Here is a 7,020-nt window from a genome sequence, read left to right as displayed (position 1 = left end):
AAAAAATGATCAATTTAAACACGTATAAAAAGATGGATTCTTGAGTGGATTCATATAAAATAATTACAAACAAACTATTGACTTTATTGTGTTTTTTGATATTATATCTCACATTATCTGTTGGTGAAGTAGCAGAGCGGCTTGGTATGTCTCGTGTAGCACTTTCTAGAGTTTTAAATGGAAAAGCTGCGGTTAGTGCTAATCTTGCTATTAGACTTGAAATGGCTGGTGTGAGCACAGCACGAGCTTGGCTTGCTATGCAAACAAATTATGATTTATCGAAAGCTTTAAAACGTAAACAACCCAAAATAGATCTGCTTTCTGTGCGTTCATATTAGCACTTCTGGCATCTAATATTTCCTTAAGGTGTGTGCCCCCTCCCTATAAGCTCTCCTTCTAATCATGATTTCGGAGCCGCGTGAGAAGGACAAAACAAGCCACTATGGTTATTGGTCAAGGACGCCGTTAGGCGCCCTGGAAGGGTTTCCTTGACCTTAAGAACCTAAAAACAACTTTCTTATTTCGTTCAAAAAATTGAAAAAGCAGAGGCTAAAATTGTTCTTGTTGGTGATCATATGCAATTGCAACCCATTGAGGCTGGAGCGGCATTTCGCGCTGCCGTTGATAATATTGGTTACGTAGAATTATCCGGTATCAGAAGACAAAAAGAAGAATGGGGGCAAGTAGCTTCGCGTCAATTTGCACGTGGACAAGTGAAAGAAGCTTTAGAACAATATAAAGAAAGAGGATTCATTCGCGAGACCAAAACGCGTAATCAAGCCATAAATACTCTTGTTAAAGATTGGATAAATGCGCGAAGGAAATTAGAAACAAAATATGCGGAAGAGGGAAGGGCTTTACGGGGTGACGAGTTTCTTATTCTTGCACATACGAATGCGTCTGTAAAAAAATTAAATGAAGAAATACGCACTGCTCTTAAAAAGGCTCGTTTACTTAAATCTGAAGATAGTGCAAGCATTACAAATTTTGATACTCTGAGGGGAAATCGGGAATTTATCGTTGGTGATCGAATTATCTTTCTTGAAAATGCTCAGTTTGAGGAAAGATCTGCTCCAGAATTAGGAAAACAAAAAGTTAAAAATGGTATGTTGGGAACTGTTTTGTTGACACAAAATGGAAGAGGAAGGCCACTTTTAAAAGTGCGTCTTGATTCTGGTCAAGATGTTGTTTTTTCTAATCAGACTTATCAAAACGTTGATCATGGATATGCCGCTACTGTCCATAAGAGTCAGGGGGTGACAGTGGATAATGTCTTTGTTCTAGCCTCTTCATCCATGGATCAACATCTTGCATATGTTTCTATGTCTCGGCATAGATATCAGTCACATCTTTATGTAGCTGAAGAGGATTTTAAAAACGTTCGATTACACGAACACAAACAAGTTAAAGGTACAATAACTGGTGAACTTGTAGAAGCAGGGTATGCTTCTTTTAGTGAAACCGCCAAAACCAAAACACCTTATGCGGGTATAGCAACTTTCCGTGGAATTGAACGTGTTTATGGTGTAAATCTCCCCTCTGCGATAGATGGTGCTCGTATTGAGCTTGGTGACAAAATATCACTTCGTCAAGATAAAGAGACTATTATTGTTGGTAATAAAAAAATTAAAAGAAACATTTTAAATGTTGATTTAATAGAACGCGGTGATCCTTCTTTTGTTGGTGCTATCAAGCAGTCTGATCATGCCAATACCTAAGAGAAATTGGTAGCAGCTTTTTCTAGACCTGGTGTAAAAACAACCACTCTCGAATTTTCTGAATCCCCTGATTATCGGGATTATATTGCCAAATTTACAGAAAATAGAGGGATTGATGTTTCGCAAGGTTTAGGGGAAAAGATTTCCTCTTACGTTGATCGTAATAAAGAATGGTTTAAAAAACAAAAAGAGAAGATTGAATCCCTTTGGGATAGAGCAAAAACAAGTTTTGCTAAACTTCAAAAAGAAGAACTTAAACTTCAACAATCGCAAAAAGATTTGAATGTTGCTTCAAGAGCAACGGAAAAAGCCCCATACCTTGCGGCTTATATGGATAACTCTAATTTAGAACAGAAGGCAATAGACGCCCTTAGAAATGAAAAATCTTATGTTGATACGTTTAAAGAATTGAACAATCGTTTAGCATCTATCTATAAAGACCCCCAAGAAGCTGCACTCAAAATTGAAAGAACAATTTTAGCAGGGAAAGGCGATAAACTCCCTGATATTTTAGCTAAGTCTCCAGAGAAAGCCGGTGAACTACGTGGGTCAGATCGTTTGATAGATCGGTTTAAAACAGCAGGAAAAGAGCGTGAAGCAGCGCTTTACAATGTTCCTCTTGCTGTTTCTACTATGAGAGAGCTTCAATCCTTTTATAAAAACTCCTACGAGATCCATATGGATAGGGTTACACGTGATCGTGAGAGGTTGAAAGTTGAGGTTCCGTCACTTTCACAAGAAGCAGTGACTTATATGAAAAGTATAGAGGTTGGTCAGACTACTTATTCTAAAATACCAGAGCAGGTTCATCAAGAGTTTTCAAAGCTTCAAAGTGCTTTGGACAAACGTTTTGGACAGAATGTCATTCATAAACAAGATTTTGATTTATCAAAAGTGCTCCCTCAACAACAGTCTCCAGATAAAGAACACATAAAAGAGTTTCAAACGGCTGTTAAATTTCTGCAACAGAAGCACATACAAGAGCAAAACAATGCGATAGCGCGTGAAAAATCAAAAGATGTGACACGGTGAAAGCAAGGATAAAGCCTTATGTTTGTAGCCCTATTAAGCCATATGACAAAAGAGAGGTAATCAAAGGAGGTTTAATATGAGTGTAAAAAAAGATGTTGTACGTGCACGTATAGATAAGATGTTAAAAAAAGAAGCGCATGAAATATTAGCAAGTCTAGGACTTACAGTGTCTGATTTTATGCGGATTGCTTTGACAAAAGTTGTCAATGAAAAGGGATTGCCGTTTGATATGTATGTTCCTAATGCAAAAACACTTGAGACTTTTGAGAAAAGTGAAAGAGGAGAAGATATATATATAGCTAAAGACATGGAAGATTTGTTTCGTGATTTGGATATTTGATATTTTTGATCATTCACTTAAAGCAAATTAGCTTTTAATTTATATCATTATAGTTACGGGTATCACGGATTTTTATTGACAATTTGCGGGTATTCCGTATATTAAATAATGTATGCAAACAGTGATCGAAACGCCAGCTTATTTAACTTCTGCGAAAGAAGAGGGTGTATCAACCGAAGAATTATTTAATATTGTTTCTTTTATTACTGCGAATCCAGATGCTGGTGATCTGATGCAAGGAACCGGTGGAGCAAGGAAAGTCAGATTTCCAACAAAGCATAAGGGTAAAAGTGGGGGATATAGGGTTATACTCTTTTTCGGTGGTTAAAATATTCCGGTGTTGATCGAAGATATTTACAGTAAATTATCTCAAGAAAATTTGACAAAATCAGAGAAGAATGAGTTGAAGAAAATTTTAACTGCACTTATCGATGAATATCGAAAGGGAAAATAATGGATAAGACAAGTAAAGCAAGATCTCGTATATTACAAGGTGCTCGTGAAGCTCTTGCCTATGCCAAAGGTGAAGCGGATGTTACAAAATTTGGTATCCATATTCCTGCAAATGTTGATGTAAAAAAGATCAGAAAAAATATTGGGCTGACACAGATTCAATTTGCGGCGCGTTTTGGTTTTTCTGTGGGGCGCATTCGTGATTGGGAACAGGGACGATATTCTATAGATACTTCTTCTCGTTTGTTACTTTCAATCATTGAAAATGAACCTGAAGCGATTAATCGTGCTCTTAAAAAGTCTCTATTGGCATAAGAGGAGGGAGGGTATTGTTTTTTTAAAAAGCATCGCGGCGTTTGAAGGGGTCGTAATAGATTTCTGTTACACGAAATTTTCCTTCCAAACGTTTGCATTGGATGATGACATCTATCATCGAGATTAATAAGCCGCGGATGTCATCGCGTGCTAAATTCCCACCACCGTCACTTTCTTTGACTAAAAGGGTCATTTGTTCAAAGGCTGCAAGGGCTGTTGAGGCGTGGACGGTGGTAATGGAGCCTGGGTGACCAGAGTTGACATTACGGATATAGTAAAAGGCTGTACCATCACGCAGCTCTTGTAGAAGGATTCTGTCGGGGCGCATGCGTAAGCCTGATTCAAGCAGTTCTTTTGCGCCTGCTTTTGCTAAGCCTTGGTTATCTTTTGAATAAAAGAGTTGGACTTTGTTGGCGTGCGGAACGACAAGTTCTGGTGTGTCTTCAATGGTGAGAATTCGTTCATAGTCAGGGATTTTTGCAATTAAAGCTTTGGAGAGGGTTGTTTTCCCTGAACCGGTTTTGCCCGATATTAAGATATTTTGTTGTGTAATAACGGCTCTTTCTAAAAAGTTGCAAAAATCTTTAGCGATAAAGAGATCTGTTAGCTCTTTTTCTGTATCAGAGAGTTCGGATAACCGTTCAGTCATTTGTTGCGTGGGTGTGAAACTGGTGTTTTGGGCGACAGAAAACAGATTGTTTTCATGTAAACTTTCAAGGGAGAAGGTGCGCGATGAAGGTTTACGAATTGTCATGCTGATGGTGTTGGCTGCAACAGCTGGAGGCATAACAATTTGTATGCGTTCGTTGTTTGGCAGTGTTGCGGAGAGAACCGGGTTTTCTACACTGATTTTTTGTGTTGTGTAGGCAGCAACAACTTTCGCAATGCCTTCTAGTTCGCTGTAGGTTAGTTCTTTTAAGATGTGGGTTTGCCAACCATTGGGACCCTCAACGATTACTTCGCCGGGGCGATTGATGACAATTTCAAATAAATTCTCATTATTGAGGAAGTCATCTAAGATTTTTAATTTTGTTAAAACGATAGAGGCTCGTTCTGCATTTTTTGCTGATGGCATAATGTGACTTTATTGGCTTAATGAAAAAAGGAATAGCTAGGAGTAGAGCGGTTTCTTTTGCTTTTTACGACGAGTTTATAGACAGATGAAAAATCGAGATCTCTTGCTACAAAGATGTTGACGAGTTCGCCTTGAAATTTTTCTAGAGTAGGAGGGATGTTGATTTGATTTTCAAGGGCAATGGTGGCAGTATCTTTTCCAATGTTGTTTGCGCCTTCAAAACCACCACCCGCAGAGTTGTTTGCACCTGCTTTATTGGATTTTTTTTGCATTCTATTGGTGAGGTTTGTTGTGACACCATCAATAACGGTGAGTAAAAGGGAAGAGCCAAAGCGTTCCCACCAATGGGTGTTGATGTTGCCATCAAAACCAGCTCTGCCTAAAGTGTCGGTTGCTGGTGAGGCAAGGGGAATGATGACACCGGTTGGGGTTTTGGCTCTTGTCCAGAGCACAAAGAGGCGAGATTGACCTTGTTTTATCCCACCGCGGTATTCTCCAATGACTTGGGTTCCTTTATCAAGCAAAACAACGCGCCCATTGTCAGAGAGGATATCACGGTTGATTATGCAGCTTGCAAAGCCTGGTTGGTCGCTGTTTAATGCCGTTTCTAAGATACAGGGGATAGAGGTTCCCATGGCGATGATAAAGTTTCTATTGCCGATGAGTTTTGCTTTTGTTTCTTCTGTTGTGGTGGGTTTTAAAAGGGTTGCAAAATTTTGTGTGTTTTGAAGGGCAGGAGAATTTTGCGCATTCGCGAGATTTTCAAGGGTATGGAATTTGTCAAGGGGGTTTAGAGCAGTGTTGACGATGTCTTTTAATTCAGATTTAGAGCCTTTGGCAAAAGCGAGAACAGGGGCACGTCTTGCGGCATCAAGTAGTGGGTCATCTTTTTTGGGTTCTGGTGCGAGTGGTTGTGGGGGTGGTAAGGTTATTGGCGCTATGTTGGCACGCGGGTCAGAGGGGGCGAGCTCTAAAGGCGCGAGGGTGTTGTGAAAGCTTTGTTCTTGTTTTTTATGAGCTTTTGCGGTGTTTTTTTGTTCTGTGGGGGTGGATAAGATGTTCCAGAGCACATAGCCGCAGATTCCTATACAGGCAATTGCGACAACTATTTTTTTGCCAAGGCTTTGTGAGATATTGTTGCGTTTATCCCCTATTGATCCTCGATCTTCTATGGTGGTTTTATCACTCATAAGTTGTCCCCTTCAATTCCCGCTTATTTAAAATTTAAAGATGTTTAAAGATCTGATGCAACTTTACGTTCAACAGATGGTGAGGTTGTTCCGGTATTTGGATTTGTGCCTTTTGGTTGATAGGCTTCGTTAAAGACGCAGAGGACATTTTTTCCCTTTCTTAAGGTGAAGTGCGCGCTAATGGCATGGACAATAACCATGTTGCCTCTTGTGGTTTTGGGAACCAGCGATTCTGTACCGTCATTGTTGACGATGTAAATGGCAGGGATTTCTTGGTTGTCTGGAAATGTAAATGTTGTGGTTTTGCCATTGTCGTAAACGGAGGAGGGTTCGAGCGTAATAGAGCCTTGAGCGGTGTAAGCCCAATTGCGTGGTCCGTAGGTTTCATATGCGTTGAAGACATTATCAATACGCTGGGCTTGTTGTTTTTCTTGTCGCATAAGGGCGGCGAGTCTTCTTTGTTCTGCTTCTTCTTGTGGGTAGCGAAATTTCACAAGGAAATATGTTTCTTGTCCAGAGGAAATTTCCCCATCTTTGACCATGAGTTCAAATTGATAGGAGCGCTTTGAGCCATCAAGCTTTGTGGTGACGACTTGGAGATTGGTAATGGGTTGGACTTCTCGCGCTTTGAGGAAAAGAATATTGCCAGCGGGGGCGACTTCCCATGCAACGCTGTTGCCAATGGCGACATGGGCAATTTCTTCATTGGCAGAAAATTCTATTTGTACCGATGAGCGGATGGAGCCAATAATTTTTGTGACATTATAGGCATCATAGTTGATAAAGCGAATGCGGCTATCACTTGGCGCACGGGTGGGAAAAATACTGGCGTTGCTCCAAGGTGTAGGAGAAAGGGCGAGGAGGCTGAGAATAAGAAAAAGAATTTTTTTTGTCATG

At 40.0% G+C, this 7,020-nt stretch carries 9 protein-coding genes and 1 pseudogene; 7 read left to right on the top strand and 3 right to left on the bottom strand.

Features of this window, described 5'->3' with window-relative positions:
• Window positions 1-44 precede the first annotated feature (44 nt).
• From PVV66_RS07765 to PVV66_RS07735, 7 genes and pseudogenes are all read left to right on the top strand, one after another.
• A complete protein-coding gene (locus PVV66_RS07765) occupies window positions 45-338 on the top strand; it encodes a HigA family addiction module antitoxin (RefSeq protein WP_404977246.1) in 294 nt (97 codons plus the stop codon).
• 183 nt (window positions 339-521) lie between these two features.
• A pseudogene (locus PVV66_RS07760) lies at window positions 522-755 on the top strand (AAA family ATPase); the annotation flags it as partial.
• 351 nt (window positions 756-1,106) lie between these two features.
• Window positions 1,107-1,718, top strand: coding sequence for a hypothetical protein (locus PVV66_RS07755; RefSeq protein WP_273717697.1), 612 nt, complete (start codon window positions 1,107-1,109; stop codon window positions 1,716-1,718).
• Between the two features lie 6 nt (window positions 1,719-1,724).
• The gene (locus PVV66_RS07750; protein WP_273717687.1) at window positions 1,725-2,750 is read left to right on the top strand and encodes a BID domain-containing protein; all 1,026 of its coding nucleotides are present in this window, start codon (window positions 1,725-1,727) and stop codon (window positions 2,748-2,750) included.
• Window positions 2,751-2,826: 76 nt separating this feature from the next.
• The gene (locus PVV66_RS07745) at window positions 2,827-3,090 is read left to right on the top strand and encodes a type II toxin-antitoxin system RelB/DinJ family antitoxin (protein ID WP_273717686.1); all 264 of its coding nucleotides are present in this window, start codon (window positions 2,827-2,829) and stop codon (window positions 3,088-3,090) included.
• Window positions 3,091-3,202: 112 nt separating this feature from the next.
• Entirely contained in the window at window positions 3,203-3,418 is a 216-nt protein-coding gene (locus PVV66_RS07740; protein WP_273717685.1) for a hypothetical protein, read from the top strand.
• A gap of 125 nt (window positions 3,419-3,543) precedes the next feature.
• The gene (locus tag PVV66_RS07735) at window positions 3,544-3,858 is read left to right on the top strand and encodes a DNA-binding transcriptional regulator (RefSeq protein WP_273717684.1); all 315 of its coding nucleotides are present in this window, start codon (window positions 3,544-3,546) and stop codon (window positions 3,856-3,858) included.
• 22 nt (window positions 3,859-3,880) lie between these two features.
• Here the strand turns inward: PVV66_RS07735 and virB11 are convergent, their stop codons facing one another.
• Genes virB11 through virB9 form a run of 3 tightly spaced genes read right to left on the bottom strand, consistent with a single transcriptional unit; the run spans window position 3,881 to window position 7,019 of the window.
• The gene (gene virB11, locus PVV66_RS07730; protein ID WP_273717683.1) at window positions 3,881-4,933 is read right to left on the bottom strand and encodes a P-type DNA transfer ATPase VirB11; all 1,053 of its coding nucleotides are present in this window, start codon (window positions 4,931-4,933) and stop codon (window positions 3,881-3,883) included.
• Between the two features lie 17 nt (window positions 4,934-4,950).
• On the bottom strand, window positions 4,951-6,123 hold the full coding sequence (gene virB10 / locus PVV66_RS07725) for a type IV secretion system protein VirB10 (RefSeq protein WP_273717682.1): 1,173 nt from the start codon (window positions 6,121-6,123) through the stop codon (window positions 4,951-4,953).
• A 44-nt stretch (window positions 6,124-6,167) separates the two neighbouring features.
• Complete coding sequence (virB9, locus tag PVV66_RS07720) at window positions 6,168-7,019, bottom strand: P-type conjugative transfer protein VirB9 (protein ID WP_273717681.1); 852 nt, start codon at window positions 7,017-7,019, stop codon at window positions 6,168-6,170.
• Window position 7,020: the final 1 nt, after the last annotated feature.

This window comes from Bartonella sp. AU16XJBT (genome assembly GCF_028618665.1).
Taxonomy (GTDB): Bacteria; Pseudomonadota; Alphaproteobacteria; order Rhizobiales; family Rhizobiaceae; genus Bartonella.
Note: the sequence above shows the minus strand (reverse complement) of the source record. Positions and strands in the feature narration are given on the sequence as shown.